The following is a 25,027-nucleotide window of genomic DNA, read 5'->3' as shown; positions in this document are numbered from 1 at the left end:
GCCATTCTTTAATAAAAACAAAAATATATTAAGATTGCATCTTGTGCTGGCTCAGGAGGTTGAATACTGTAGCTAAAATAATGAGATACCGCCCGCTGAGCATTCCCCCCGGAGGAAGTTTCCATGACCGATGAACAAGGGCAAACACTGTTGTACACCTTGTTTGGCACCACCAGCCCTCATTGGCGTTTAACCTCAGATAGTGATGCTTTGCATTTTGCCGAAGATGAGAACGCGAATACCAATATGGCGGTTCCACTTACTCCCGCACAAGCCAGTTTGTTGCGTGCGATGACCGTTATAACCTCCAGTATTAACCTCACGCTGTCGCTGCATGGCGAGCCGGTACCGATGCATTTTGTTGGCCGTAAAGTTAATCAATCCACCTGGGCTGGCACCTCGTCAGCCTGGGGCGATACCTCTGCTGTCGCGCGGGATTTGACGCTCGGTTTATCGTTCGCGGAGCAGGTAGTTTCGGAAGCCAATTCCGTGATTGTGATACTCGATCAACGCGGCAATATTCAGCGATTCAATCGTTTAAGCGAAGAGTACACCGGACTGAAAGAGCAGGAAGTGATTGGCCGTAATGTGTTTCAACTGTTTATGACCAAGCAGGAAGCGCAGGCGTCACGGCGTAACATCGCCGGTTTCTTCAGTGAAGGCAGTTCTTACGAGGTTGAGCGCTGGATTAAAACCCGTAAAGGCCAGCGACTGTTTCTGTTTCGTAATAAGTTTGTTCACAGCGGTAGCGGAAAAAATGAAATTTTCCTCATCTGTTCAGGAACGGACATCACCGAAGAGCGCCGGGCGCAGGAACGGCTGCGCGTCTTAGCCAATACCGATACGGTGACGGGGTTGCCTAACCGCAACGCTATTCATCAGCAGATTAGTCTGGCACTGGAGCTGGCAAATGGCAGTCAAACCGGTGTGGTTTACCTCGATTTAGACAATTTTAAGAAGGTCAATGACGCGTACGGCCATATGTTCGGCGATCAGTTGCTGCAAGCAGTGTCTCTGGCGATCCTCAGCTGCCTGAGCAAAGACCAGACGCTGGCGCGCCTCGGCGGCGATGAATTTGTCGTACTGGCGGAACATACCAGCCAGGCGGCGCTGGAGGCGATGGCGTCGCGTATTCTTGAACGTCTGCGCCAGCCCTTCCGCATCGGCCTGATTGAGGTGTATAGCGGCTGCTCGATTGGTATCGCTCTGGCTCCGCTGCACGGCGAAGATCGTGAAAGCTTGATTCGCAACGCGGATACCGCGATGTACCACGCCAAGGAGAACGGGCGCGGCAAGTTCTGCGTATTCGCAAATGAGATGAACCAGCGGGTGTTTGAGTACCTTTGGCTCGATACCAATCTGCGCAAAGCGCTCGAGCTCGACCATCTGGTGGTGCATTATCAGCCGAAACTGAATGCCGATGGCGAGGTGCTAAGCGCCGAAGCACTGGTGCGCTGGAATTCACCGGAGCGCGGGTTGGTGCCACCGGGCGACTTCATCTCCTATGCTGAAGAGTCTGGTTTGATTGTGCCATTGGGTCGCTGGGTGATGCTCAATGTGCTGCAGCAGATTATTAAGTGGCGTAGCGAAGGCATCTATCTGCGTGTCGCGGTGAATGTCTCCGCTAAGCAACTGATCGACCAGAGCATTTATACTGATTTGAAACATGCGCTGACCGAAGCTGGCCTGACGGATTGCCCGATCGATATCGAATTAACGGAAAGTTGTTTGATTGAGAATGAAGCTGGCGCGCTGATGCTGATGAAGCAGTTCCAGGAACTGGGTGCGCAAATTCATCTCGATGATTTTGGTACCGGTTACTCCTCGCTTTCCCAGCTGGCGCGCATCCCTATCGATGCCATAAAACTGGATCAGAGCTTTGTGCGTAATATCAATAAGCAACCTGTCGCGCAGTCGCTGGTCCGTGCGATTGTCGCGGTTGCCAAAGCCCTTAAGCTGCAGGTGATTGCCGAGGGCATTGAAACGAAAGCCGAAGAGAAGTTTGTGATGGCCAACGGTGTCGATGGGCGTCAAGGTTATTATTATGCAAAACCAATGCCCGCAGAACAGCTCGGGCATTGGCTGGCTAAGCATCCTGCCCGCGTCTAACGCTGGTTTGCGAGATTAGCCGGCTTTGCGCAAGGATGCGCTATGACGGTTCTGCAGTTGTACCAGACGTTCCATATAAGCAATGTCTTTCGGTTCCAGCGTGAAGGCATAATCAACCCAATCCTCCGTGATATCCATTAACTCAGCGCGTGATAACTGCAACACGCGCTGACGCGCCTTCAGCATGGCACGCACGCCGTTGAGCTTTGGACGCAACGTATCGATAAAGGTCCGCGTGGTGCGATAGCCATCGCCCGGTTGGAACACTTTATCGACCAGACCACGCGTTTCATACCACTCCGCGCTGTGTGACTCTCCTTCCATAATCAGCTCTTCGGCCAGCTTCATGCCGGAACGACGCGCCACTAATGAGTAGCCGCCCATGCCCGGGAACAGGTTAAACGCGATCTCCGGGAAACCCATGCGTGCGCTGTTCTGCGCCAGAATGAAGTGATGCGCCAGCGCCGCCTCAAAGCCACCGCCGAGCGCACTGCCCTCAATCATCGCCAGCGTTACCGCACCCGTATCAAAACCCCGTGCTGCGGAGTGGATGCAGTCCACACAGGCGCGCGCATAGGCACGCAGCGCTTCACGGCGGTTGTTACGAATGCACTCGACAAAGAAGCGCAAATCGCCACCGGCGTTAAACATCTGCGGTACCAACGAACCCGTCACCCAGAAGTCAATCGGCAGACCGGAACGCTGGGCTGAATAGCTCAGGTTCATGATCTCCTCAATTAATTCGTGGTTGAAACTTGGGCGCGGTTGCGCACGCAGCATCATCCACATAGTACGGCGCCCCTCTTCATAGTAGGCGGCGAGCTGTGTGGTTTGTCCAACTTCGGTGAACAGTCTGCATGTCGGTTGGTTAATTACTGTCATTGTCTCATCCTCTGTTTATGTTTATGTAGTGCGTTAAACGCCACATCAGCGTAATCCAGAGTGAGGCCAGACCAAATGAGAGATTGATTTATAAAGCAAAATCCAGAGATATCCCCGACCACCGGCCGGGGAAGCATTAGCGGGCTTACTTGATGGCGGCACGCTGCCCTACGGCAACATGAGAACGCTTAACGCGTCGTGAATAAACAGCGGTGATGATTGGCACGATAACAGAAGTGACGATCACCGACGTCGCGACTAAAGCCGTGGCGGCGGGTGCGACCGGTTTAAACTGGGGCAGCATCTCGGCGATTAAGACCGGAGTCGCCACAGCAGCACCGGCGGTGCTTGAGGCTGCAATGCCTGCGGTGCCATCACCGCCACCAATCAGACGGTCGGCAATAATCAGTGGAATGCCGGTGACAATGATAACGGCGACGCCCAACATGATGCCCAACAAGCCGGTCTGTGCGATGACGGTTAAATCGATGGTGTTTCCCAACGCGAAGGCAAAGAACGGAATTAAGGTGTGTACCGCTTTGCCGAAGAATTCACGCAGTTCGGGATCGAGATTGCCCAACGCAAATCCTACGATAAACGGCAGCACCGCTCCGACAAATACATGCGGTTCAAACGACGCAATACCCGCGGTTCCAAGAATCACCATCGTCATCAACGGCCCCGACTCCAGTGACATCAGGACAAATGCGCCGGCTTCCTCTTTCGACCCGTATTGCTGCATGATTGAGGCGTACAAACCGCCATTGGTCATGTCCATTGCCGCCACTAATGCCAGCGTCGAGAGCCCGGCAAACATTCCGACCTCCACACCATTTTCCGGCATTACGCGTGAAGCGATGGCCGCAACCACCCAGGCTACAGCGATTTTAGTCAGCACCAGCGTGCCCGATTTACGCAGCACCGTGCCCGTTGCGCTGAGTTTGATGGATGCGCCCATGCAGAAGAACCATACCGCAAGAATTGGTACGGTGCCGGTCATCAAGCCATTAGTAAACGAACCGAAGTATTTGCCCGCACCAGGGGAAAAGGTATGACAGAGCGCGCCCAGAAACAGCGGGATCAGCATCATACCGCCAGGAATTTTATCGATTGCACGTTTGATATGCATAGTTATGTCACCTTAACTGAGCCAGAGGGAGGTGTTTTATGATTTGCCGGATGGCATGGCGAGCAAGATAACGGGCTACGGGAAGGAAAAAAGTGATCGCACATCTATTTATGAAACGTTGTTTTAATTTTATTGACTGATCATTTTGTATTTATGATGCGCATCGCCATACCAGATAAAGACAAGCTAAAAGAAAGGCGCCCATAGGCGCCTAAGTCTTTTAAATCCAATCAATTTTGTCCATACCAGGCGTTCTTACCGTGCTTACGCAGATAATGCAGGTCCAATAAGGTTTGCGAGATGGGCGGCAACTCAGTACGCAGCTGTTCAGTATGCAGCGCCATATAGGCCACCTCTTCAAGGACTACCGCGCTGTGCACCGCAGCATGTGCATCTTTACCCCAGGCAAATGGTCCATGCGAATTCACCAGCGCGGCGGGAATGGCGGATGGCTGAATGCCGCGCTGAGCAAAGGTTTCAATAATCACCTGACCGGTATTCCACTCATACTCCTGCTCAATCTCTTCACGCTTCATCGGTCGTGTGCAGGGAATCGTGCCGTAAAAGTCGTCGGCGTGTGTGGTACCCAAGGCGATGATTTCGCGTCCAGCCTGTGCCCATATGGTGGCATGGCGTGAATGCGTATGTACGATGCCACCAATCTCTGGCCAGGCGAGATAGAGTGCGCGATGCGTCGCGGTGTCTGATGACGGGCGCATTTTACCTTCAACCACGTTACCGCTGGCTAATTCAACGACTACCATATCGTCGCGCTGCATCTGTTCATACTTTACACCTGACGGTTTGATTACCAGCAGACCTTGTTCGCGATCCACGGCGCTTACATTGCCCCAGGTAAAGGTGACAAGGTTGTAACGCGGTAGATCAAGATTGGCTTCCAGTACTTGCTGCTTTAACGCTTCCAGCATGTTTGTTCTCCTGCAAACTGTGATAGCTGAATTGTGCGGAGCTGGCGCTAAAAGCGTTATGGAAGGATTAGCTGTAAAAGCTGCGGAAAGTGGCTGAGGCTGTAAATGTGTGGCGTGGGTAGGTTTTGAGCATTAAATAAAAAGTGGGTTACAAACTCGCAGTTTAGGACCGTTTTACCCTGCCGAGTGCAATGTAACATCTATACTTAAAGAGTTACCTCGGTGTTAACAATCAAGGAGAAGTTAATGACTACAACAATGAAACGTTTTACGGCTGTCGTATTGGCTACCACTTTAGTTGTCGCGCTGAGCGGCTGTTCAAACTGGTCAAAACGCGACCGCAACACTGCAATTGGTGCGGGTGCGGGTGCCATTGGCGGCTCAGTATTGACCAATGGTAGCGGGCTGGGCACGGTAGGCGGCGCGGCCGTCGGCGGTATCATCGGCCATCAGATTAGCAAGTAAATTATAATAATCAGGCTACGCAGCGCATCTACTTAACAACGGGCCACTCACAAGGTGGCCCGAACTTTATCAACCGCCGGCCAGCTTCACCTTCATACCTTTGGCTTCCAGCAACGTTTTGATCAGATCGCGCTTGTCACCCTGAATCTCAATCACGCCCTCTTTCACTGCCCCGCCGCAGCCACATTTTTTCTTCAGTTCTGCAGCCAGTTTTTCCAGTGCAGCATCATCAAGGTCAACGCCGGTTATCAGGCATACGCCCTTTCCTTTCCGTCCGCTGGTCTGACGCTGAATGCGCACAATGCCATCACCTTTAGGACGGGCGACTTTTTCTTCTTCTGGCGCGATGCGTCCGGTTTCAGTGGAATAAACCAGTCGATTGTCGTGAGCCATTATGCCTCCTGTAAACTTTGCAGGATCTGCTGCAGCGTAGCGGCAGGATCGGCGGATTGGGTGATCGGACGTCCAATTACCATATAGTCTACGCCGGCGAATTTTGCCTGCTGCGGCGTCATAATACGGCGCTGGTCGCCGGCATCGCTGCCTGCCGGCCGAATGCCTGGCGTCACCAGCGCGAAATCCTGGCCGATTACCTGTTTGAAGTGTGCGGCTTCCTGTGCCGAACAAACAACGCCGTGCAGACCGCAATCACGCGTTAAACGCGCCAGGCGTTCAGCCTGCTGCGCTGGAGACAGCGTAATGCCTAAGCCTTTCAGATCGTCCTCATCCATGCTGGTCAGTACGGTAACCGCAATCAGCATTGGCGCATCTTTACCAAAAGGCAGCAACGCTTCACGCGCTGCATTCATCATACGAGCCCCGCCGCTGGCGTGCACATTCACCATCCATACACCGAGATCGGCCGCTGCCGCCACTGCATGCGCAGTGGTGTTCGGGATGTCATGAAACTTGAGGTCAAGAAACACCTCAAAACCGCGTTGCTGCAATGTTTTCACCAGAGATGGACCAAACAGCGTGAACATCTCTTTACCGACTTTCAGGCGGCACTGGCTCGGATCGATGCGGTCAATAAACTGCAGCGCGCTGTTGAGATCGTGATAGTCGAGTGCCACCAGAATTGGTGAAGTGGTTGCAGGCATAACGTTTCCTCAGTGACAGGCACCCGCAGGCGCGATGGACAAACGGCAAGCATTCTACCTGCTCAGGCCGGAGACAACAATCGTGGTTCCGCATCAACCAGCCTGTTTAACGGCTAAATGCACGACAGTCGAAGGTTGCGATATTACTCACGTCATAAGTATGTTGTAACTAATAAGGGCGATAAAATAAAGACAACACGGCCACTGTTATTGGCCGTCGAGTCCGCGGATAGGTTTAACGGAAGACCAAGCCCGGCATGATGGGCAATGCCAGTAAAGTGCATGAGCGGTAAAGCCGCATTTCTGGCAGCGATAACGGGGTTTGGTGCGAATCTGTTCACCGACCATATCGCGTAACACCATCAAGCTCTCTTTCGCGCGTCCATCTTCTGCTTCGTGCAGGTGGAAATCCATCAAACGATGAAACACACGCATGGTTGGATGACGCTGGAGTTGACGATTGATATAGAGCTGCGCGGCTTCAGGGCCCTGCTGCTGTTCGAGGATATCGGAAAGATAAAGCTCGGCTGCGGCGCCGGTATTTTCATCAACGCAACGCTGTAAAAATTGTGCCCAATTCTCAGGCTGATTCAGGCGCTGATAGCAAGTTTCCAGCATGGGCAACGTCTCGCTAACCAGCTCTTTGTCCTGTTCCAGCACGCGCTGCAATCGGCTTGCAGCCTTCGCGTACTCGCCCTGCTCCATTAGGATGCGCCCCATCATGATGGAGACACGGGCGCTTTGATGATCGGCTGATTCGCCCTTCTTCAATAAGCTCATGGCACGATCAAGATCGTCGCTGCTTAACGCCTGCAATGCGAGTTCGCAATAGAAATGGGCGATTTCACCCTTCTGCTTATCTTTGCCGAGCTTGACCAGTTTTTCCGCCACTTCGATGGCTTTTTGCCAGTCACTGGTCGCCTGATGAATCAGCAACAACTGCTGCAAAGCACCGATACGAAAATCGGTTTCCTCGACCAGTTGACCAAACATATCCTCTGCGCGGTCGTATAACCCTGCGGCCATGTAGTCGCGGCCAAGCTGCTGAATCGCTAGCAGGCGCTGCTCATAACTGAGCGAGGCGCTCTCCATTAGCGATTGGTGGATGCGAATGGCGCGATCAACTTCACCACGTGAACGGAACAGATTACCCAGAGTAAGATGCGCCTCGACCGTGCCGCTATCCTCTTTCAACATGTCGAGAAACAGATCGACCGCTTTGTCCTGTTGGTTAGAAAGCAGGAAGTTAACCCCCGCAACGTATTCACGTGACAGGCGATTCGCTTCGTGTTGCTTATCCTGATGCGCACTACGTCGGCCCATGTACCAGCCATACGCCGCAGCAACGGGAAGAAGCAGAAACAGCAGTTCAAGCATCGAAAATTAATCCCGACGGCCAGCAGTGGACGTCGTAGTCACCGTCGTGGCTTGTTCGTTCTGCGCCTGCATCCGCTTGAGTTTTCGCTGCGCGTTAGCAAGTGATACGCGTAAACGTAACCAAAACAGGCCGCAAATCGCCCATCCCAGAATGAACCCAGCGCCAAACAGACTGGCCAACAATGTTGAAATCCGGAATTCGCCCTGCGCAAGCAGATAGTTAAAGGTGATGATTTGGTCGTTATGCGCTCCGAGCGTCACGGAGATGATAAAAATGACCAAAACCACGAGAAAAATAAGCAAATATTTCACAATGCGTCCTGTCGAGAGGTTATCCAGTAGAAGTATGCCAAAAAAGCGCCGTTGATGCTGCTATACCCATATCAGTTAGCGCATTTTTCTGTAAGCGCAATCAATCATATGGGGGCAAGCAGCCAAATTACAATCCATCATCGCGTTGCGCGATCTCCCGATGTTCTTCTGGCGGAATGGTTAAGGGTCCGCAGAAGCGCTGGGCTAACAGGGTTGCTACCGTCACCAGTAGCCAGGAAATCAGGGTTGCCATAACCAGATCCCGCGGCCAGTGCATACCTAACACTAAGCGGCTGCCCATCACCATGGTCGCCCAAACAAACAATACCGCTACCGTAGCGATATGGCGGCGCGGCCAAAGTAAACCGATTGCCAGCAGCGCCCAACTGGCGGCAAACATAGTGTGTCCGGAAGGGAACGCATAACCGGTCTCAAACGCCCAATGATTTTTTAACCACTGTGGCAGTTGCGTATCGTTGGCCAGTAAAGTTGAAACCATTTCGCTACGCTGTTGGCGATGCAGTTGATAGAACTCATCGCCGGTAATGCCATGACTTTTTTCCAGCCAGATGACATAAGGACGCGGTTCCTGAACATGTTCTTTTATGGAGGATTTGGTGTACTGACCGGCCAGAATTGCGCCATTCATTATAAGGATGAGCAAAATTGCCGGCTTAAGACGAAAGCGTAAACACCACAGCACCCACGCGCTGAGGATGATACTGGTGAGAATCCCCCATGGGCTGGTTACCGTTTCGGTCATCCAGAACAGCACACGCAGCAGATCGCCACTTTTCCCCGGCTGCCATTGCCAGCCCGATAACCAGACACCCAGTGGCATCAGCAATAATAAAAACGCCCCGAAGGTGGTGCGCTGAATGATTTTTAACATTCGCTTCCTTTTAGATCCGCATTAACCCGCGCGACATGCATAACTTTAGCTGAAAAAAGAATAACATACCCATTGCGGCTTGGATAATTGTGCTTTATCACTACAATCACTCTGACCGATTAACGGCGAGAGTTCGGGTTGTGGCACAATAGCGTAAGTTTCATCGGGCCACGTGGGCCCGTGCGTTATCATGATGATAGCGCATCCTCTGAAGGTTCTGGAGAGTCACATGCAGCTTAAACGGGTAGCAGAAGCCAAACTGCCCACGCCATGGGGAGATTTCCTGATGGTTGGTTTTGAAGAACTGGCAACCGGCCACGACCATGTCGCGCTGGTTTTCGGAGATATAAGCGATCACAATCCGGTATTGGCGCGCGTCCATTCTGAATGCCTGACGGGCGATGCCCTGTTCAGCCTGCGCTGCGATTGTGGTTTTCAGCTGGAAGCCGCGTTAACGGCCATTGCGGAAGAGGGTCGTGGCATTCTGATGTATCACCGTCAGGAAGGTCGTAATATCGGTTTGTTAAATAAGATCCGCGCCTATGCTCTGCAGGATAAAGGTTACGATACCGTCGAAGCGAATCATCAGCTCGGCTTTGCCGCCGATGAGCGTGATTTCACCTTGTGCGCAGATATGTTCAAACTGTTGGGCGTCAATGAAGTGCGCTTGCTGACGAACAATCCACGTAAAGTTGAGATCCTGACAGAAGCCGGCATCAATATCGTAGAACGCGTGCCGCTGGTTGTCGGGCGTAACCCGAAAAATGCTCACTATCTTGATACCAAAGCCGAAAAAATGGGTCACTTATTACCCAAGTCTTAAGCGGGTGCTAACAAATAAAAAAGCCGGGAAATCCCGGCTTTTCTTTTAGTTCAACATGTTGCGTATCACGTAGTGCAAAATACCGTCGTTCTGGTAATAGGTCAATTCATTACCGGTGTCGATACGGCAGCGTGTTTCCAACGTCTCTTTACTGCCATCTGCACGCGTCAGCGTCACAGCAACCGTGCCACCTGGCTTGAGTTGCGATAGGTTCGCAACATCAATGAACTCTTCCCCAGTAAGCTGCAACGTTTTGCGCGTTACGCCTTGCGGAAATTCCAGTGGCAGAATCCCCATACCAATCAGGTTAGAGCGGTGAATACGCTCAAATGATTCTGAAATGACCACACGCACACCTTGTAAGCGCGGTCCTTTTGCCGCCCAGTCGCGGCTGGAACCTGAGCCGTACTCTTTACCGGCAATCACTGCTAACGGCACGCCTTCTTGCTGATACTTCATCGCGGCGTCGTATATCGCCAGCTGTTCGTTGCTCGGGAAGTGTTTGGTATAACCGCCTTCTACGCCCGGTACCATTTCGTTGCGGATGCGAATATTGGCAAAGGTGCCGCGCATCATCACTTCATGGTTGCCGCGACGTGAACCGTACGAGTTGAAATCGGTACGCTCAACACCGTGCGAAAGTAAATAGCGCCCAGCTGGACTTTCAGCTTTGATACTCCCTGCCGGCGAAATGTGGTCGGTGGTGACCGAATCGCCCAACATGGCCAGAATTCGCGCACCTTTAATATCCTGTACCGGCTTCGGTGTTTTCTCCATGTCGTCAAAGAATGGCGACAAACGAATGTAAGTCGAGTCGCCATCCCAATCATAGGTTGCCGCCTCACTCACCTTAATTTGCTGCCATTCCGGCGTGCCATCAAAGACTTCGGCATACTCTTTGTGGAACATATCGCTGGTTACTTTCTGCACCGCTTCCGCAATCTCTTCCGGCGATGGCCAGATATCTTGCAAAAACACATCATTACCCTGCCGATCCTGTCCAAGCGGATCGGACTGAAGGTTGATTTTCATATTGCCCGCCAAGGCATAAGCAACGACGAGCGGTGGTGATGCTAGCCAGTTAGTTTTGATTAATGGATGTATACGTCCTTCAAAGTTACGGTTACCAGAAAGCACCGCGGCGACCGTCAAATCGCCCTCTTTAATCGCGCTTTCTATAGCATCCGGCAGCGGACCCGAGTTACCAATACAGGTGGTACAACCGTACCCGACCAGATTGAAACCCAGCTCATCCAGATAAGGTGTTAATTGCGCAACGGCCAGATAATCAGAAACGACTTTCGATCCCGGCGCCAGCGAAGCTTTGACCCATGGTTTGCGCATCAAACCGCGTTCAACCGCTTTTTTGGCCAGCAAACCGGCAGCCATCAATACGCTTGGGTTTGAAGTATTGGTGCAAGAAGTGATCGCCGAGATCACCACCGCGCCATCATCCAGCTGATAGCTATCTCCGGTTTCACTGTCGCGGTAACTGACGGTTTTATGCGGTTTTTGAGCCTGATTGACTTCCAGCTCATTGCTGGCATCAAATGCAGTCGGAACATCGCCCAGTGAAACACGGTCCTGTGGTCGTTTGGGTCCCGCAAGGCTGGATTCGACACTACCCATATCCAGTGCCAGGGAGCTGGTGAACACCGGCTCGTCGCCAGGGTTACGCCACATGCCCTGCTGTTTGGCGTAAGCTTCAACCAATTCCACCTGCTCTGCATCGCGGCCCGTGAGCGTCATATAACTTAATGTGACGTCATCAACAGGGAAGAAGCCACAGGTTGCTCCGTATTCAGGAGCCATATTGGCGATAGTGGCACGATCGGCAAGCGGTAAGTCAGCTAAGCCATCACCGTAGAATTCAACGAATTTGCCGACCACGCCATGTTTACGCAGCATTTGCGTGACGGTTAATACCAGATCGGTTGCGGTAATACCGGGGCGTAGTTTCCCTGTGAGTTTAAAGCCCACTACATCAGGAATCAGCATAGAAACCGGTTGGCCTAACATGGCAGCCTCGGCTTCAATACCGCCAACGCCCCACCCTAACACGCCAAGCGCATTGATCATTGTGGTATGTGAATCGGTACCAACCAGCGTATCCGGATAGGCAACGTCTTCCTCATTTAGGGTTTCATGCCAAACTGATTTACCCAAATACTCCAGGTTGACCTGATGGCAAATCCCGGTGCCCGGCGGCACAACGCGGAAGCGATTAAAGGCTTTTTGCCCCCAGCGCAGGAAGACGTAGCGTTCGTGATTACGCTCCATCTCTAAATGAACGTTCTCACCGAAAGCTTCATTGTCACCGAAATGGTCTACGGTGACCGAGTGGTCAATAACCAAATCAACCGGGGATAGTGGATTGACTTTAGCAACGTCACCACCCAGTCGTTTTACCGCTTCACGCATGGCGGCTAAATCCACCACTGCGGGCACACCGGTAAAATCCTGCATCAATACACGCGCGGGGCGGTAGGCAATTTCGCGATCGGCATGGGCATCTTTTTGCCATGCAACCAGCGCTTCAATATCTTCAAGCGTGACAGAGTCACCATCTTGCCAGCGCAACAGGTTTTCAAGCAGGACTTTCATTGACTTGGGCAAACGATCAATATTGCCCAATTGCTGAGCGGCTTTAGGCAGGCTGTAGTAATGATATTTTTTTGCCCGAACATCCAGCGTGTCCTGACTCTGCTCACGTAACGTTAACGACATAGCGCCTCCATGTAAGTAAATCTCTTTTTAAACCTCAGTGACTGCAAGGTTTAACTTAAAGATAGACCACATTCCCGTTAACGTTTTGATAACAACACGAAATGACACATTAAAACACAATGAAAAATACCCCGACGTTTGTCAGGGCATTTAAATAGAACAGTTTAATTTGAGTTATGGGTTTACATCATTGCCCAAAAGGCTGCTGCCCAAAAAGCAAACGAAAAGGTATATACGCTAAACCAGGATAACGTCGTTGTATTAATGTTCATCATTCACTCCCTCCCGGATTCCGGGCAAAAAAAGTCCACCGTCTTCAGCGTTGTACTGATGACACCGTTTTTTTAATGCTGAGTGTTAAAGGACGGGCTTTTAACTTGCCCACCGGATAATCCGGCAAAAAGAGGGACTAAATATATGTATATGGTACGCAACGCAGACTGCGTTATTTCGACTTCATATCCATGAAGGATTCAATAAAATTGCGCTGATTTTCACTGAGTTCCCACGAAGTAGGAATCGTTACTTGCTGTTCAGTGGAAACAACGTCTTTCACTTTGCACGCAGGCGTTTGCGGCTGACGCGCAGATACTGGATGTTTACGACTGAGTGTATTTGCCCACATGGCTTAACCCCACATACGCCAAATCATTAACGCCACCACTACCCAGAACAGTGCTGAAGCAGCGAAGACAGTCAACCAAGCTTTGCGACGAGTATTACCAGAACGCTCAACTTTGGTGCTTTTAGTCCGGAAGGCCGGCTGTACAGTTATTCTCGTGTTCATAGTTTTTGATAATCACTCTCAATAAAACGATTGATGACAACGATTAAGATTTAGGACGAATCCTAAACTTGTTAAGACCGAAAATCCAGTTATTTTTATTGAGCACAACGATTAACGCTATTTATCAAAACACAAAAAATTGATGAGATAAATTTAATTGCCACGATAACTATTAATTAAATAGTTACATTGTAAATTTGGGTTATCGACAAATTAGATCCAATCTAAATTTGAGTTTAATTTAGTAACCCAGTAAAAAAGCCCTTCTCCATCAACTCTTAACTAGAGTATGGGAATATTCCTGGCGAGCTGCAAAGTAGCATCGTAAAAATTGTGTACTGATTCGCATTTAAGAACTAACAATAGAAAAACATGTGACCCATGTTTCATTTACATAAAAATAATGATTTTTTTTGAAGTACTACTGGCGCTAAGCGCTATGGGATTCCGAAGGTGCCCACTGGACACCTTGGTAAAAGAATGAGTTAGGAATTTACTTGAAGGGTAACTTGATGTCGCGGAACATGGCTTCAATGTCTTCATTGGAGCGCAATGCAACCGCTGCATCCACGACATCACGAGTCAGATGCGGCGCAAAACGTTGTATGAAATCATACATATAGCTGCGCAGGAAGGTGCTGCGTCTAAAGCCAATTTTGGTGGTGCTATTCGTAAAGATCTCTGATGCTTCAATACGAACCAAATCGGGATCGGCAATCGGATCTACAGCCATGCTGGCAATCACACCCACACCTAAGCCTAAACGCACGTACGTCTTAATCACGTCCGCATCGGTCGCTGTAAATACAATGCGCGGTGTTAATCCCGCGCGGTTGAACGCGGTATCAAGCTCTGAGCGCCCGGTAAAGCCAAAGGTGTAAGTCACTAAGGGGAAATCAGCGAGCTCTTCAATCGTCACATTCGATTTACCTGCCAGAGGATGGTCTGGCGTTACTACAATTGCACGGTTCCAGTGATAGCACGGCAGCATGATCAGATCGTCATAGAGGTGCAGAGCTTCCGTGGCGATGGCGAAATCAGCATTGCCCTTGGATACAGCTTCAGCAATCTGCGTGGGTGATCCCTGGTGCATATGCAGTGAAACGCGCGGGTAGCGTTCGATAAAGCCTTTAATCACGCCAGGTAAAGCATAACGCGCTTGGGTGTGCGTGGTGGCCACGTAAAGCGACCCTTTATCCGGCCAGGTATGCTCACCCGCAACAGATTTAATCGCATCCACTTTTGATAACACTTCACGTGCAATACGGATTATCTCTTCACCTGCAGGCGTTACCTGTGTCAGATGTTTACCACTGCGGGCAAAGATCTGCACGCCCAACTCATCTTCCAGCATACGTACCTGCTTACTAATGCCAGGCTGCGAGGTATATAAGCCTTCGGCGGTCGACGAGACATTAAGGTTGTGATTAACCACTTCGACGATGTAACGCAACTGCTGCAATTTCATAGTTATATCTTCCTGGTAGCGACAGAGGTGCATTCCCAGCAGGCGTATTGACACCTTAATGGTATTAAAGGAGGGAAAGCGAATCAGCGAGACGAAAAGAATCTATAACCACTATATCAGTTAAAGGAAGAATGTAGAACGTTTAGCTATAAGGATGGGAAAAAGGCCAGCTGATGCTGGCCTTAGGGAGATTTACTTCTTCGCTTCCTGCCACTTGCCGTCAATGTAGAACATTGACCAACCCGTGGCTTTGCCGTCTTTTTCTGATGAAACGTACTGCTGCTTAGTCTTACGACTGAAACGCACCAGCGTTTTATTACCTTCTGGATCGGCAGCAGGCGCTTCCGACAGATATTTCAGTTTTTCAGGCAAACGATCGGCAAAGCGCTGCAGCTCTTCTACCAGCGGCGCGCGGGTTTCACGCGATTTAGGGAAGGTATTAGCCGCCAGGAACACACCCGCAGCGCCGTCACGCAGCACGAAGTATGCATCCGATTTTTCACATGCCAGTTCTGGCAGCGGCACCGGATCTTCTTTCGGCGGCGCGACATCACCATTGCGCAGAATTTTACGGGTGTTTTTACATTCGTCGTTGGTACAAGCCATGTATTTACCGAAACGGCCCATTTTCAGGTGCATTTCAGAACCACATTTTTCGCACTCAACAATTGGACCGTCATAACCCTTGATACGGAACTCGCCCTGCTCGATTTCGTAGCCATCGCACTCTGGGTTATTACCGCAGACGTGCAACTTACGCTGGTTATCGATCAGATAGCTGTCCATTGCCGTACCACACTTCTGGCAGCGGCGACGGGCGCGCAACGCGTTGGTTTCAGCATCATCGCCTTCCAGCACGTTAAGCACTTCGTTTTCCGGAATCAGGTTGATGGTCTGTTTGCAGCGCTCTTTCGGCGGCAAAGCATATCCTGAGCAGCCAAGGAATACGCCGGTACTGGCTGTACGAATCCCCATTGGTCGGCTACACGTCGGACAATCGATTGACGTGATAACCATTTGGTTCGGCTGCATGCCGCCCTCTTCTGGATCCTTTTCAGCGTGATCTAACTGCTGGCTGAAATCACTGAAGAAGGAGTCGAGCACGGCTTTCCACTCGGCTTCATTATTAGCCACCTGGTCGAGGCTGTTTTCCATGCGCGCGGTGAAGTCATAGTTCATCAGCTCGCGGAAATTCGCTTCCAGACGATCGGTAACGATTTCCCCCATTTTCTCAGCGTAGAAACGGCGGTTTTCGACACGCACGTAACCACGATCCTGGATGGTGGAAATGATCGATGCATAGGTCGATGGACGACCAATACCGCGCTTTTCCAACTCACGTACGAGCGAAGCTTCACTGAAGCGCGCCGGCGGCTTGGTAAAGTGCTGGCTGGGCATCAGCTCTTTCAAATCCAGCATGTCGCCAACATCAACGGGCGGCAGCGTAAGATCTTCATCATTTTTACGTAGCGCTGGCATTACACGCGTCCAGCCATCAAACCGCAGCGTGCGCCCTTTCGCTTTCAATTTGAATTCAGCCGCGCCCACCGTCAGCGTGGTTGAGTCGTATTGCGCCGGTACCATCTGGCAGGCAACAAACTGACGCCAAATCAGCTGATACAGTTTTTGCGCGTCAGCTTCCATATCTTTCAGCTGTTCTGCCACGACATTCACATCTGAAGGACGAATCGCTTCGTGCGCTTCCTGCGAGTTCTCTTTGCTGGCATAGGTGTTCGGCGCATCTGGCAGATATTTCTTACCAAAGCTGCTTTCAACATAGCCACGCGCCATCGCCACCGCATCCTGGCTCAGGTTGGTGGAGTCGGTACGCATATAAGTAATGTGGCCGGCTTCATACAGACGCTGCGCCATCATCATGGTCTTCTTCACGCCAAAGCCGAGACGCGTGCTCGCCGCCTGTTGCAAGGTAGACGTAATGAACGGGGCAGAAGGCTTGCTGCTGGTCGGTTTGTCTTCACGATCCAGCACTTCATAACGCGCTTTTTGCAGAATGGCGACCGCGGCGTGAGTTTGCTCACGATTAACCGGGCGGAACGCTTTGTCATTCTGATGTGTAACCTGCATGGCAAGATCGGCGCCTTTCGGCGTGGCGAAATCAGCATCGATTTCCCAATACTCTTCCGGCACGAAGGCTTTGATTTCGTGCTCGCGCTCAACGACCAAACGCACAGCAACCGACTGTACGCGACCGGCCGACAGACCACGGGCAATTTTCTTCCACAGCAGCGGCGAGACCATGTAACCCACAACGCGGTCCATGAAACGGCGCGCTTGCTGCGCATTAACACGTTCAATATTAAGTTCGCCCGGCTTCTCAAACGCCTGACGAATCGCATTCTTGGTGATTTCGTTAAACACCACGCGGCTAAAGCGCTTATCGTCGCCACCGATCACTTCCCGCAGGTGCCAGGCAATGGCTTCCCCTTCGCGGTCAAGGTCCGTTGCGAGATAGATGTGGTCGGCATCGGCAGCCAGGTTTTTCAGCTCAGCGACGACTTTTTCTTTGCCAGGCAGAATTTGATAATCCGCTTCCCAACCATGCCAGGGATCGACACCCATGCGGTTGACCAATGCGGCTTTCTCATCTTTCTTTACCTTTTTGCCAGTTTTCGTCTTTTCCCCATCGGCACTTTTACGGGCAGTCGAACCGCTGGTCGGCAAATCACGGATATGACCGACGCTGGATTTCACCACGTAGTCATTACCGAGGTATTTATTGATTGTTTTGGCCTTTGCCGGGGACTCAACGATGACGAGTGCTTTACCCATATGTACCTTTACCTAAATGAAACGTCCTGATAAACGGGAGAGAATTGGAGGCCCCAAAACCCAATGGGTTCAATATTGCTGCCAGCATTTGTCATTTCAAGGCAGCAGGGATAATCTCAGGTCAGATTGCGTCGACTTCTGCAACTTTATGATTAGGAGCGAGTTTTCCATCTGACAGAACCACACATCCGGGTGTGATCTCCCTGAAAGCTGAATCGCCCACACTCTACCTGATAAAATCCGTTACGCAACTTAATTAGCATTCTGCCTAATTTTGCGCCAGTTTTATGACGCAATGCTGATTTGCTGAACGCGATGGCTCGCAAGTAATATAGAAGGAGAAAATTGGCTGTCAAAAAATGAGGTAAACAATGTCAGTGCCAACGGAATCTATTTCACGCCAGGCGTTACTGGAAATAGCTAATCAGTTAATCACGCAGCACGACAATTATTTTGTCGGATTAGAAGCCAATGATGTGATTCAGCAAGGTGATGTTTTGGTGTTTCGTGGTCCCTATTTTCTTGATGATGAAGGCTTACCTACCGCCAAAACCACTACGGTGTTTAATGTCTTCAAATACCTTGCCGTGGAACTCTCCGCTCAATATCACCTGGCATAAAAAAGCCCGGCAATTGCCGGGCTCGCGTTTACAACAGCGGCTTCTCGCCGCGCTGCCACATTTTCAGAATCAACCGCTCAGCAGCTAGACTGGCGCTGTGGGTGAAGCGATCCATCATTTTACGTTTGCGGGCATAGTGCACACCCAATACGGTAAAGCGCTCCATATGCTGGATAATCAATGCGTCGCTGGTACCAATTTCATCAACAAGGCCTAAATCCAGCGCCTGAGCCCCATACCAATGCTCACCTGTCGCCACCTTATTCAAATCAAGCGAGGGGCGCATCTGGTGCACGAAGTCTTTAAATAGCTGATGGGTTTCATTAAGGTCTTCCTGAAACTTTTCGCGCCCTTCTTCGGTGTTTTCGCCAAACAGTGTCAAGGTACGTTTGTATTGCCCAGCAGTATGCAGCTCGACATCAATATTATTACGCTTCAACAATCGGTTGAAGTTGGGGATCTGCGCAACGACGCCAATTGAACCAATAATGGAAAACGGCGCGGCAACAATGCGATCAGCAACGCAGGCCATCATGTAACCGCCGCTGGCAGCAACTTTATCCACCACCGCGGTCAGCTGCATTCCGGCATCGCGCAGACGTTGCAACTGTGAAGCCGCCAGACCGTAGCCGTGCACCACGCCGCCAGGACTTTCCAGGCGGAGCAGCACTTCATCACCCGGCGTGGCGACGGCCAATACTGCAGAGATCTCTTCACGCAACGAGGTGACTTCACTTGCATCCATGCTGCCTTTGAACTCGAGCACATAGAGCGTTGGCTTTGGCGTCTCGCTCACGCCCGCTTTGGCGTTGCGCTTATCGATCTTAGCCTTCTGCTTCTCTTCTTTTTTATGCTGCTTGAGCCATACTTTTTGCGCCTGCGGTTTCATTTTGGCGAGCTGCAAATCTTCCTTCATCTCACGATAGTCATCGTCGAGATGCGTCAGGCGCAGTTGGCCGCCGCTGTGACGTTTGCGCAGCGCGGCGTTGAGCACAATCAGAACAATAGCTGCGATCGCCACCACTACGGTGACGGCTTTAGCCAGAAATAATCCGTAACTGGAGAAAAAATCCATTCTGCCGCCTTATTAAACAGTAAATTACAACAGATTTAAGTTTACCCGCTTTAAACGTTGTCGTCGCGTGAAATGCCCGCAGGCGGCACAGAATGCGAGCCTGAGCGATTGCACCGGGCGGCAATTTAAGGCATAAAGCCAAAAACCTTCTGACCCGAGCAAAGGACATCGCTGTGCATTATCAACCGAAAAGCGATCTGCTGGAAAATCGCATTATCCTCGTCACTGGCGCTTCCGACGGCATTGGCCGTGAAGCGGCGCTGACTTATGCGCGTTATGGCGCGCGCGTCATTCTGTTGGGACGCAATCCGCAGACGCTGCAGCAAACCGAACAGGCCATTAATCAATTGAACAAACAGCCTGCTGCCTCACTGTTATTGGATCTTGCCGACGCCACGCCAGCAAGCTGTCAGCAGTTGGCCGAACAGGTCGCTGCATTGGTACCGCGCCTAGATGGCGTGCTGCACAATGCCGGCATTCTCGGTGAGATTGTGCCGCTGGAGGAGCTTGATCCTCAAATCTGGCGTGATGTGATGCAGATTAACCTTGATGCCACCTTCTATTTAACCCAGGCGCTGCTGCCGCTGCTGTTGAAATCAGATGCGGGTTCGCTGGTCTTTACCACGTCAAGCGTGGGTCGCACTGGACGTGCCGGCTGGGGCGCTTATGCGGTTTCAAAATTTGCGACTGAAGGCATGATGCAGGTGTTGGCCGATGAATATAAAAATCGTCATCTGCGAGTCAACTGCATTAATCCTGGCGGCACACGCACCAAAATGCGCGCCAGTGCCTTCCCGGAAGAGGATGCGAACTTGCTTAAAACACCGGCTGATTTAATGCCGTTGTATCTCTATTTAATGGGCGACGACAGTCGTCGTAAAACGGGCACCAGCTTTGATGCGCAGCCGGGACGCAAAGCGGGGCCGGCAACCGCATGAGCGATCGCCATCAGCAGCGCCAGCAACGCCTCAAAGAACAGGTTGATGCCCGTATCGCCGCCGCCACCGAAACGCGCGGTATATTGATGGTGTTCACCGGCAACGGTAAAGGTAAAACTACCGCCGCCTTTGGCACCGCACTGCGCGCCTGCGGGCACGGTAAAAAAGTGGCGGCGGTACAGTTTATTAAAGGCGAATGGCCAAATGGAGAACGCAACTTACTGGAGCAGCACGGCGTCGAGTTTCAGGTGATGTCCACCGGGTTTACCTGGGATACGCAAAACCGCGAGACCGACACTGCCGCTTGCCAGCTGGTGTGGCTGCAGGCGCGACGCATGTTAGCGGATGAAAGCATCGATCTGGTGATCCTCGATGAAATCACCTACATGGTGAGCATGGATTATCTGGATTTAGATGAATTGGTGCAGGCGCTAGCACAACGTCCCGCGCAGCAGAGCGTGATCGTAACTGGCCGCGGTTGCCATCGTAGATTGCTGGATCTGGCAGATACCGTGACGGAAATGCGTCCGGTGAAACATGCGTTTGATGCGGGAATTCAGGCACAGCAAGGAATTGATTGGTAATAGGCTGACGCCGCAGAACGCGGCGTCAGTCATCGCATCAGGAACCGCGTTTAGTAGTATTGCGACGCGGATTGTTACTCACCACACCGTGACGTTTTACCGCACGACGAATCTGGTTAGCCTTGGTGCGACGACGATCTTTCTCAACCGCCACTTTGGTCACGGTCTCTTCCGGCATACTGACTAAAGTACGCAGATAGTTTACCGCCGGTAACTCCATCTCTATCCAGCCGCCGCGTGGCAGGCCTTTCGGCAATTGGATGTCACCGTAGCGCACACGCATCAGGCGGCTCACCTGCACGCCTACCGCTTCCCACAGACGACGCACTTCGCGGTTGCGTCCTTCCGTCAACGTCACGTTATACCACTGGTTAATACCTTCACCGCCAGCAAACTTGATCGTTTTGAAGGAAGCTGGACCATCTTCCAGCTGCACGCCTTTACTCAGCTGACGGATTTTGTCGTCATCCACTTCACCAAACACACGCACCGCATATTCACGCTCAACTTCGCGGCTTGGATGCATCAGGCGATTAGCTAGTTCACCATCGGTGGTGAACAGCATCAGGCCGCAGGTATTCACATCCAGACGACCAACGGCAATCCAGCGTGAACCACGCAGACGCGGCAGACGATCAAAGACGGTTGGACGCCCTTCTGGATCGTTGCGTGTGCAGAGTTCACCTTCCGGTTTGTAATACGCCAACACGCGGCAGACTTCGGTCGCCGATTCAGCGATGGAAACCAGATGACCATCAATACGGATTTTCAGTGATTTATCACTTTCGATGCGATCGCCAAGCGTCGCCAGTTTGCCGTCAACGCTAACGCGTCCGGCTGAAATCATGGTTTCGATTTCGCGACGCGAACCGTGACCGGCGCGCGCTAAAACTTTCTGTAATTTTTCGCTCATGGAGCCTCGTTGTCGCCTTCCCAGGCGTCGTGGTAAGAAGAGGTGCGATACAGGGATTACCAATTCCCATATCAGAATCTGTTACCGCTGTGCATCGCTTATGCAATCTCAGGCGGCCCGCGATTTTACACTAACGCAAGTTTTGTTAACACCTTTTCCTTTGCTGCCGATAATAGTTGGCTTGACAAAAACGCCCTTTGCCGTGCCAGTGGATGAAACATTCAGCAGATTGATAGATCTCCTCAATTGCAATCCCGCGCATCGCCGCCAAGTGTCTGAATTATTTTCATTTGCTCCTAACCTCCTGTGCCCTATAAATGCATCAATATTAGCTGCATGATACATTAGCGCCATGCAAGACTAAGTGGATAGCAGAGCTCGCCACGCTTCTGGAATACTGCAAACGTTAAATCCAGATAAAAACAACAAAACAGCACAAAACTCCAAATAACAGACTTAAATGGGTTTCAATCTAATATCAAATCTAAATTTATAGCTTATTGGCTCTAAAGGTTGGATTAAGTCTGTATTTTTGTATTTATTGATTAAGATTAAATTTGATGAATTGTTCTGATAAAAAAACTGTGTAAAATTTAAGCCTGAAATCCAGTGTGTCGCATTTATAAAAAATCTTACGCTTACGAATCACCTTCGTTTTGCTAACAAGTCATTAACGAACACTGTGTAATTTCACTGATAATATAAACCGGCGCGTGCGGGAATTAACGCGTTTATTCATTTACGGAATGAATTTAATTCGCATGTCGAAAGTCTTCACCAGGGATTTTAGTGACATGCTTTAATGAAGATCACTGCCATGAAAACCTCTCTGCTTTGGCCTGCGCTTGCGGCGCTGGCACTGAGCGGTTGTTCTGTGGGCCATACTGAGTACAGCCGTACTGCGATGCAACACGTTGATATGAGCGTGACAGGCATCCCGACTGTATTAGGTTTGGGCATCCTCGGCACAACCATTCCTCTGACGCCAGAATATAGTCTGACAGCGGCTCACGTAGCGAAAACTGCCGTTCAACGCGTGAAGGCTTATCACCCTTATTGCGATGTCGCGATTATCTATCATAAAAACAGTCCGGAAACTCTGGCTAAATTCCGCAGCGGCGCTGTGGGCGAACCGATTAAGATGTACGGTTATAGCTTTATTTCCGCCATGCCGGTGGAATCGAGCGGCGTTAATTTGGCGCGCACGGCTATCACCAATAAGTGGAATAAAAAACCCTGCATGGCAATGGCATCCAATGCGGGCGTAGTGCAAGGTATGTCAGGTGGTGCGGTATATAATGCTGACCAAACTATTGGTGGTGTTATTGTCGGTTACAGTCACGAAATTTCAAATGTGCGTAGTAAGAAAGTCATCTTAAAAGATGTCTCTCTGTATATTCCGTACGGAGATTTCAAAACATGGCTGCAATCAAATATCGGTCAGACGCTGAACGCCACGCCTGACCATGCATGATTACTGGAACGGGCGCGTGTCACCGACGCCTTCACGCACCACCACCGGCGTATCGCTGGTGAGATCGATCACCGTAGTCGGCTGCTGTCCCAGCGTGCCACCATCGATGATCAGATCCACCAGCTTGCCAATGCTGTATTGAATCTCTTCGGGATCGGACTCCGTAAAGTCGTTGCCCGGTAACATCAGTGAAGTCGACATCATCGGCTCATTCAAACGCTCCAGCAGCGCTAGCGCCACGGGATTTGATGGCACGCGCAGCCCGATGGTTTTACGTTTGTCATTCATCAATCGACGCGGCACCTCTTTTGTCGCCTTCAAAATGAAGGTGTAGTTGCCTGGCGTATTGTTTTTCAGGATACGAAACGCAGAGTTATCCACCTGCGCATAAGTCGACAGTTCTGACAGATCGCGACACATCAACGTAAAGTTGTGATTACCATCCAGTTGGCGAATACGACAAATGCGCTCCATGGCGTTTTTCTCTTCCAGCCGACAGCCCAGCGCATAGCCAGAATCGGTTGGATACACAATCACGCTGCCTTTGTTCAGATAATCGACCGCCTGATTAACCAGGCGCGGCTGCGGATTGTCGGGATGAATGTGAAAGTATTGACTCATAAAAACCTCATATCACCTGTCTGTAACAGCAACGCTGGGCGCCAACTCCGGGAACCGTTCCCAAACCGGCTCTACGCCACCCGGTAGCCATAATTTACGTCCCAGCTCTATCCACGGACAAGGTTGGTGAAAATCTGATCCTTGCGACCCTGCTAACTGATTATCGCGCGCATAGGTGGCCAACTGCGTGCGCTCGTTCGGCGCTTGCTGGCACTGCGCGACTTCCATCGCGTCACCGCCCACTTCAGCAAAATGCGCAATCAGCCGCTTTAACCATTTCGCCGACAAGCCATAACGACCTGGGTGCGCTAAAACGGCATAGCCGCCAGAATGATGAATGGCATCAATGGCTTGTTTAATTGTACACCATTGCGGAGGCACGTAGCCGGTTTTCCCGCGCGCCAGATAATTCTTGAAGACCTGCGCCATATTGTCGGCTTTGCCGATTTCTACCAAATAACGGGCAAAATGGCCGCGAGTAATCAGGCCACCCTGCGCCAAACGCTGTGCGCCAGCCAGCGCATCGGGAATACGCGCGCGCTCAAGGCGTTCGGCAATCTGCTGTGCACGGTCGAGGCGACACTGATGCTGATGCGCAAGAAATGCTGTCAGCGCGGGGTGCTGGCAATCCACATTCAGCCCCACAATATGGATTTCGTGATTTTCCCATAAGGTGGAGGCTTCTAAACCAGCCAGCACGCGGATCGGCAGATCCTGGGTCACTGCCGCTGCCTGCGCCTCTGCTACCCCCGCCACCGTGTCGTGATCGGTAATAGCCAGCACACCGACTTTCATTTCAACCGCACGTTGCACCAGCGCGGTAGGCGTCAATAGGCCGTCTGAAGCCAACGTGTGGCTATGTAAATCGTAAAGGGGAAAACGAGCAATGTCTGACAAGAGAACTCCAGCAACGGCATAAACTGGCAGGCATGATAACGATTTTGCCTTGGGCTGAAAAAGGGTATTGACTTTTTTCGCCCGAACCAGTTAACTAGTACACAAGTTCACACGT

23 protein-coding genes are annotated in these 25,027 nt (G+C 51.2%); 7 read left to right on the top strand and 16 right to left on the bottom strand.

Annotation, left to right across the window (positions count from 1 at the left end; translation table 11 throughout):
- The first annotated feature begins 123 nt into the window (after nt 1-123).
- Nucleotides 124-2,109 (top strand): cyclic di-GMP phosphodiesterase, encoded by a 1,986-nt coding sequence (pdeR, locus tag AC790_RS14230; RefSeq protein ID WP_007892439.1) that lies wholly within the window; start codon nt 124-126, stop codon nt 2,107-2,109.
- Nucleotides 2,110-2,124: 15 nt separating this feature from the next.
- On the opposite strand, the gene AC790_RS14225 is transcribed toward pdeR, so the two are convergent.
- From AC790_RS14225 to araD, 3 genes are all read right to left on the bottom strand, one after another.
- On the bottom strand, nt 2,125-2,991 hold the full coding sequence (locus tag AC790_RS14225; RefSeq protein ID WP_007892438.1) for a crotonase/enoyl-CoA hydratase family protein: 867 nt from the start codon (nt 2,989-2,991) through the stop codon (nt 2,125-2,127).
- A 145-nt stretch (nt 2,992-3,136) separates the two neighbouring features.
- Nucleotides 3,137-4,120: a 2-keto-3-deoxygluconate transporter gene (gene kdgT / locus AC790_RS14220; protein WP_007892437.1), complete on the bottom strand. Its 984-nt coding sequence runs from the start codon at nt 4,118-4,120 to the stop codon at nt 3,137-3,139.
- A 230-nt stretch (nt 4,121-4,350) separates the two neighbouring features.
- Complete coding sequence (gene araD / locus AC790_RS14215) at nt 4,351-5,049, bottom strand: L-ribulose-5-phosphate 4-epimerase (RefSeq protein ID WP_049852201.1); 699 nt, start codon at nt 5,047-5,049, stop codon at nt 4,351-4,353.
- A gap of 246 nt (nt 5,050-5,295) precedes the next feature.
- On the opposite strand from araD, the gene osmB reads away from it, so the two are divergent.
- Nucleotides 5,296-5,514, top strand: coding sequence for an osmotically-inducible lipoprotein OsmB (gene osmB, locus AC790_RS14210; protein WP_049852200.1), 219 nt, complete (start codon nt 5,296-5,298; stop codon nt 5,512-5,514).
- Nucleotides 5,515-5,583: 69 nt separating this feature from the next.
- Here the strand turns inward: osmB and yciH are convergent, their stop codons facing one another.
- The 5 genes from yciH to pgpB all read right to left on the bottom strand — a co-directional run bounded on the left by yciH (nt 5,584) and on the right by pgpB (nt 9,195).
- Nucleotides 5,584-5,907 (bottom strand): stress response translation initiation inhibitor YciH, encoded by a 324-nt coding sequence (gene yciH, locus AC790_RS14205; protein WP_007892432.1) that lies wholly within the window; start codon nt 5,905-5,907, stop codon nt 5,584-5,586.
- Entirely contained in the window at nt 5,907-6,614 is a 708-nt protein-coding gene (gene pyrF, locus AC790_RS14200) for an orotidine-5'-phosphate decarboxylase (protein ID WP_049852199.1), read from the bottom strand. Before pyrF ends, yciH begins: the two co-directional genes overlap by 1 nt.
- Nucleotides 6,615-6,821: 207 nt before the next feature.
- Nucleotides 6,822-7,991, bottom strand: coding sequence for a lipopolysaccharide assembly protein LapB (lapB, locus tag AC790_RS14195; RefSeq protein ID WP_007892430.1), 1,170 nt, complete (start codon nt 7,989-7,991; stop codon nt 6,822-6,824).
- Nucleotides 7,992-7,997: 6 nt separating this feature from the next.
- Nucleotides 7,998-8,303 carry a LapA family protein gene (locus AC790_RS14190; RefSeq protein ID WP_007892429.1) on the bottom strand — a complete coding sequence of 102 codons (306 nt, stop codon included), beginning with the start codon at nt 8,301-8,303 and terminating at the stop codon, nt 7,998-8,000.
- Nucleotides 8,304-8,430: 127 nt separating this feature from the next.
- Entirely contained in the window at nt 8,431-9,195 is a 765-nt protein-coding gene (gene pgpB, locus AC790_RS14185) for a phosphatidylglycerophosphatase B (RefSeq protein ID WP_049852198.1), read from the bottom strand.
- 229 nt (nt 9,196-9,424) lie between these two features.
- On the opposite strand from pgpB, the gene ribA reads away from it, so the two are divergent.
- Complete coding sequence (gene ribA / locus AC790_RS14180; RefSeq protein ID WP_007892427.1) at nt 9,425-10,018, top strand: GTP cyclohydrolase II; 594 nt, start codon at nt 9,425-9,427, stop codon at nt 10,016-10,018.
- 45 nt (nt 10,019-10,063) lie between these two features.
- Here the strand turns inward: ribA and acnA are convergent, their stop codons facing one another.
- The 4 genes from acnA to topA form a co-directional block, all read right to left on the bottom strand.
- Nucleotides 10,064-12,745 (bottom strand): aconitate hydratase AcnA, encoded by a 2,682-nt coding sequence (gene acnA / locus AC790_RS14175; RefSeq protein WP_049852197.1) that lies wholly within the window; start codon nt 12,743-12,745, stop codon nt 10,064-10,066.
- Between the two features lie 628 nt (nt 12,746-13,373).
- A complete protein-coding gene (locus AC790_RS24280; RefSeq protein ID WP_071531079.1) occupies nt 13,374-13,532 on the bottom strand; it encodes a YmiA family putative membrane protein in 159 nt (52 codons plus the stop codon).
- 493 nt (nt 13,533-14,025) lie between these two features.
- Nucleotides 14,026-15,000: an HTH-type transcriptional regulator CysB gene (gene cysB, locus AC790_RS14165; RefSeq protein WP_007892425.1), complete on the bottom strand. Its 975-nt coding sequence runs from the start codon at nt 14,998-15,000 to the stop codon at nt 14,026-14,028.
- 192 nt (nt 15,001-15,192) lie between these two features.
- Entirely contained in the window at nt 15,193-17,790 is a 2,598-nt protein-coding gene (topA, locus tag AC790_RS14160; protein WP_007892424.1) for a type I DNA topoisomerase, read from the bottom strand.
- 371 nt (nt 17,791-18,161) lie between these two features.
- Between topA and AC790_RS14155 the strand changes: the two genes are divergently transcribed.
- Entirely contained in the window at nt 18,162-18,410 is a 249-nt protein-coding gene (locus AC790_RS14155) for a DUF2498 family protein (protein ID WP_007892423.1), read from the top strand.
- A 28-nt stretch (nt 18,411-18,438) separates the two neighbouring features.
- Here the strand turns inward: AC790_RS14155 and sohB are convergent, their stop codons facing one another.
- Nucleotides 18,439-19,485 carry a protease SohB gene (gene sohB, locus AC790_RS14150; protein WP_049852196.1) on the bottom strand — a complete coding sequence of 349 codons (1,047 nt, stop codon included), beginning with the start codon at nt 19,483-19,485 and terminating at the stop codon, nt 18,439-18,441.
- A gap of 173 nt (nt 19,486-19,658) precedes the next feature.
- On the opposite strand from sohB, the gene AC790_RS14145 reads away from it, so the two are divergent.
- Together AC790_RS14145 and cobO are read left to right on the top strand one after the other, a co-directional pair.
- Nucleotides 19,659-20,423, top strand: a complete 765-nt coding sequence (locus AC790_RS14145) for a YciK family oxidoreductase (RefSeq protein WP_007892421.1) — start codon at nt 19,659-19,661, stop codon at nt 20,421-20,423.
- Nucleotides 20,420-21,007, top strand: a complete 588-nt coding sequence (gene cobO, locus AC790_RS14140; protein WP_049852195.1) for a cob(I)yrinic acid a,c-diamide adenosyltransferase — start codon at nt 20,420-20,422, stop codon at nt 21,005-21,007. The genes AC790_RS14145 and cobO overlap by 4 nt, the downstream gene beginning before the upstream one ends.
- A 37-nt stretch (nt 21,008-21,044) precedes the next feature.
- On the opposite strand, the gene rluB is transcribed toward cobO, so the two are convergent.
- Complete coding sequence (gene rluB / locus AC790_RS14135; protein WP_007892419.1) at nt 21,045-21,920, bottom strand: 23S rRNA pseudouridine(2605) synthase RluB; 876 nt, start codon at nt 21,918-21,920, stop codon at nt 21,045-21,047.
- A gap of 817 nt (nt 21,921-22,737) precedes the next feature.
- Here rluB and AC790_RS14130 point away from each other — a divergent pair.
- Nucleotides 22,738-23,394 carry a serine protease gene (locus AC790_RS14130; protein WP_180821903.1) on the top strand — a complete coding sequence of 219 codons (657 nt, stop codon included), beginning with the start codon at nt 22,738-22,740 and terminating at the stop codon, nt 23,392-23,394.
- Here AC790_RS14130 and AC790_RS14125 read toward each other — a convergent pair whose 3' ends face one another.
- Complete coding sequence (locus AC790_RS14125; protein ID WP_049852194.1) at nt 23,395-24,015, bottom strand: L-threonylcarbamoyladenylate synthase; 621 nt, start codon at nt 24,013-24,015, stop codon at nt 23,395-23,397.
- A 12-nt stretch (nt 24,016-24,027) separates the two neighbouring features.
- On the bottom strand, nt 24,028-24,912 hold the full coding sequence (locus AC790_RS14120; protein WP_049852193.1) for a PHP domain-containing protein: 885 nt from the start codon (nt 24,910-24,912) through the stop codon (nt 24,028-24,030).
- Nucleotides 24,913-25,027: the final 115 nt, after the last annotated feature.

It is taken from the genome of Pantoea sp. RIT-PI-b (genome assembly GCF_001187905.1).
Classification (GTDB): Bacteria; Pseudomonadota; Gammaproteobacteria; order Enterobacterales; family Enterobacteriaceae; genus Pantoea; species Pantoea nemavictus.
This window is presented reverse-complemented; position numbering and strand designations above follow the sequence as displayed.

What these genes read in the sequence shown, in the direction of transcription:
- yciH (WP_007892432.1), bottom strand. Translation starts at nt 5,907, where the DNA reads ATGGCTCACGACAATCGACTGGTTTATTCCACTGAAACCGGACGCATC.
- lapB (WP_007892430.1), bottom strand. Translation starts at nt 7,991, where the DNA reads ATGCTTGAACTGCTGTTTCTGCTTCTTCCCGTTGCTGCGGCGTATGGC.
- ribA (WP_007892427.1), top strand. Translation starts at nt 9,425, where the DNA reads ATGCAGCTTAAACGGGTAGCAGAAGCCAAACTGCCCACGCCATGGGGA.
- araD (WP_049852201.1), bottom strand. Translation starts at nt 5,049, where the DNA reads ATGCTGGAAGCGTTAAAGCAGCAAGTACTGGAAGCCAATCTTGATCTA.
- AC790_RS14130 (WP_180821903.1), top strand. Translation starts at nt 22,738, where the DNA reads ATGAAAACCTCTCTGCTTTGGCCTGCGCTTGCGGCGCTGGCACTGAGC.
- pdeR (WP_007892439.1), top strand. Translation starts at nt 124, where the DNA reads ATGACCGATGAACAAGGGCAAACACTGTTGTACACCTTGTTTGGCACC.
- kdgT (WP_007892437.1), bottom strand. Translation starts at nt 4,120, where the DNA reads ATGCATATCAAACGTGCAATCGATAAAATTCCTGGCGGTATGATGCTG.
- AC790_RS24280 (WP_071531079.1), bottom strand. Translation starts at nt 13,532, where the DNA reads ATGAACACGAGAATAACTGTACAGCCGGCCTTCCGGACTAAAAGCACC.
- AC790_RS14125 (WP_049852194.1), bottom strand. Translation starts at nt 24,015, where the DNA reads ATGAGTCAATACTTTCACATTCATCCCGACAATCCGCAGCCGCGCCTG.
- AC790_RS14225 (WP_007892438.1), bottom strand. Translation starts at nt 2,991, where the DNA reads ATGACAGTAATTAACCAACCGACATGCAGACTGTTCACCGAAGTTGGA.
- AC790_RS14155 (WP_007892423.1), top strand. Translation starts at nt 18,162, where the DNA reads ATGTCAGTGCCAACGGAATCTATTTCACGCCAGGCGTTACTGGAAATA.
- sohB (WP_049852196.1), bottom strand. Translation starts at nt 19,485, where the DNA reads ATGGATTTTTTCTCCAGTTACGGATTATTTCTGGCTAAAGCCGTCACC.
- pgpB (WP_049852198.1), bottom strand. Translation starts at nt 9,195, where the DNA reads ATGTTAAAAATCATTCAGCGCACCACCTTCGGGGCGTTTTTATTATTG.
- cobO (WP_049852195.1), top strand. Translation starts at nt 20,420, where the DNA reads ATGAGCGATCGCCATCAGCAGCGCCAGCAACGCCTCAAAGAACAGGTT.
- acnA (WP_049852197.1), bottom strand. Translation starts at nt 12,745, where the DNA reads ATGTCGTTAACGTTACGTGAGCAGAGTCAGGACACGCTGGATGTTCGG.
- topA (WP_007892424.1), bottom strand. Translation starts at nt 17,790, where the DNA reads ATGGGTAAAGCACTCGTCATCGTTGAGTCCCCGGCAAAGGCCAAAACA.
- rluB (WP_007892419.1), bottom strand. Translation starts at nt 21,920, where the DNA reads ATGAGCGAAAAATTACAGAAAGTTTTAGCGCGCGCCGGTCACGGTTCG.
- osmB (WP_049852200.1), top strand. Translation starts at nt 5,296, where the DNA reads ATGACTACAACAATGAAACGTTTTACGGCTGTCGTATTGGCTACCACT.
- pyrF (WP_049852199.1), bottom strand. Translation starts at nt 6,614, where the DNA reads ATGCCTGCAACCACTTCACCAATTCTGGTGGCACTCGACTATCACGAT.
- cysB (WP_007892425.1), bottom strand. Translation starts at nt 15,000, where the DNA reads ATGAAATTGCAGCAGTTGCGTTACATCGTCGAAGTGGTTAATCACAAC.